The sequence below is a fragment of the Billgrantia montanilacus genome, from assembly GCF_003336675.1.
GTDB lineage: Bacteria > Pseudomonadota > Gammaproteobacteria > Pseudomonadales > Halomonadaceae > Halomonas > Halomonas montanilacus.
In genome coordinates this window covers 1-535 of sequence record NZ_QPII01000055.1, presented here as the reverse complement: position 1 = coordinate 535, position 535 = coordinate 1, and the positions used below count along the sequence as shown (strand labels likewise).

Sequence of the window (535 nt, the reverse complement as noted above, 5' to 3'; positions counted from 1 at the left end):
GCCTAGGCATCCACCGTATGCGCTTAATCGCTTGACCATATAACCCGAAAGGGTCTGGTCCGCGATTACTCACGACAATTGCCGGATACGCTTGAGACGTATCACGTTGTCCTTCCCTTTCGGGAAGAACTTGTCAGCATGATTCACATTGTTAAAGAGCAGACTGTCAATCGACAGTCATAAACCCGTCATCGCGCGGTGCGAGGATGGCTTATGACTGCGGATCCGATCAGGTAAGACTGTGGGCTGATGCATCAGGAAGTTGGTGGAGCCAAGCGGGATCGAACCGCTGACCTCCTGCGTGCAAGGCAGGCGCTCTCCCAGCTGAGCTATGGCCCCTATCAACATCGGCTCCACCAAAGGAGCCAATGCAATTTCGTCGGAGACAAGGCGCTTTGGGCCGACGTGTAGCCTGCTACACGAGGTTCAAAGCAACGCCGTATCCGGCGAAATTTGGTGGGTCTGGGCAGATTTGAACTGCCGACCTCACCCTTATCAGGGGTGCGCTCTAACCAACTGAGCTACAGACCCGGCA

2 tRNA genes are annotated in these 535 nt (G+C 55.0%); both read right to left on the bottom strand.

Annotated features, from left to right (window positions below):
- Nucleotides 1–263: 263 nt before the first annotated feature.
- Nucleotides 264–339: transfer RNA gene (locus DU505_RS22240), tRNA-Ala, on the bottom strand.
- Between the two features lie 115 nt (nt 340–454).
- Nucleotides 455–531: transfer RNA gene (locus DU505_RS22235), tRNA-Ile, on the bottom strand.
- Nucleotides 532–535 lie beyond the last annotated feature (4 nt).